This is a genomic window from Pseudonocardia pini (genome assembly GCF_013870575.1).
GTDB classification, from domain to species: Bacteria; Actinomycetota; Actinomycetes; order Mycobacteriales; family Pseudonocardiaceae; genus Pseudonocardia; species Pseudonocardia pini.
Map to the genome: position 1 here is coordinate 1 of NZ_JACBXB010001120.1, position 1292 is coordinate 1292.

Sequence of the window (1292 nt, forward strand, 5' to 3'; positions counted from 1 at the left end):
TCGGGGCGCCCACGAGCCTGCGCGCTCTCGGCCTGGCCGAGGCCGACCTGCCGCGGGCCGTCGAACTGGCGGTCGCCGCGCCGTACGCCAACCCGGCGCCGGTCACCGTGGACGGGATCACCGGGTTGCTGCGCCGGGCCTGGGCGGGCCTGCCCCCGGCGAGCGCGTAGTCGGAACACGTAGTCCTGCGCTACGGGCCGGTGGCTCGCGGGCCGAGGATCCGACGCATGCCGTTCCCGGACGTGGCGCGGCACACGGGCGGACTGGAGGACTGACGGGTGAAGTCGTTGAGCGGCAGGGTCGCCGTGGTGACGGGGGCCGCGAGCGGTGTCGGGCGCGGGCTCGTCGACCGGTTCGCGGCCGAGGGCATGAAGGTGGTCCTCGCCGACGTGGAGGAGGGCCCGCTGGCGGCCGCCGTCGACGAGGTCCGGGCCGGCGGTGCCGAGGCGATCGGGGTCCGCACCGACGTCCGGCACGAGGCGGAGGTCCAGCACCTCGCCGAGCGGACCCTCGAGGCCTTCGGCGCCGTGCACGTGTTGTGCAACAACGCCGGCGTGGAGACCGGCGCCCGGTTCGCGGACATCCCCACCGCGAGCTGGCAGTGGGTGCTCGACGTGAACGTGTGGGGCGTGATCCACGGCTGCCGGACCTTCCTGCCGCTGATGCGGCAGCAGGGTGAGGGGCACATCGTCAACACCGGTTCCGGCGCCTCGTTCTCCGCCTCCCTGCCGACCTTCGCCCCGTACATCACCTCGAAGTTCGCGGTGCTCGGTCTCAGCGAGAGCCTCGACATGGAGCTGCGTGCCGGCGGCGAGGACATCCACGTGTCGCTGCTCGCGCCCATCGCCCGGACCCGGATGACCGAGTCCGAGCGCAACCGCCCGAGGGGGGTCGCCGCGACGGACGCCGACCCGGACCGGGTCAAGGTGCTCGACGCGATCAGGGCGGGCAACGAGGTCATGGCGATCGAGATCCCGGAGATCGCGGGCATGGTCGTGGACGCCATCCTGGCGGAGCGGTTCTACGTCGTGGTCGGTGCGGAGCACACGGTGACCGCACTCGAGGAACGCATCGCCTGGATCCGAGGCGGTCCCGCGGCCGAGCAGCTGGCGCTCTGAGCGCCGTGCGGACCACACCGAGCGGGTTCCGGTGGCTGGGCGAGGGCGTCGACGACGCGATGTACGTCGGCCTGCGGACTCCCGCGGAGGCCACCGAACCACCCGTGATCCTCGTGCACGGCGGTGGTGGGCAGGGCACCGACTGGGAGCAGACCCCGGACGGGCGTCCCGGCT

Annotated in this window: 1 protein-coding gene; it reads left to right on the plus strand. The window is 73.4% G+C overall.

Annotated features, from left to right (window positions below; all coding sequences use genetic code 11):
* Positions 1-278 precede the first annotated feature (278 nt).
* Positions 279-1118: an SDR family NAD(P)-dependent oxidoreductase gene (locus H5J29_RS33070; protein ID WP_181784818.1), complete on the plus strand. Its 840-nt coding sequence runs from the start codon at positions 279-281 to the stop codon at positions 1116-1118.
* The last annotated feature ends 174 nt before the right edge of the window (positions 1119-1292 follow it).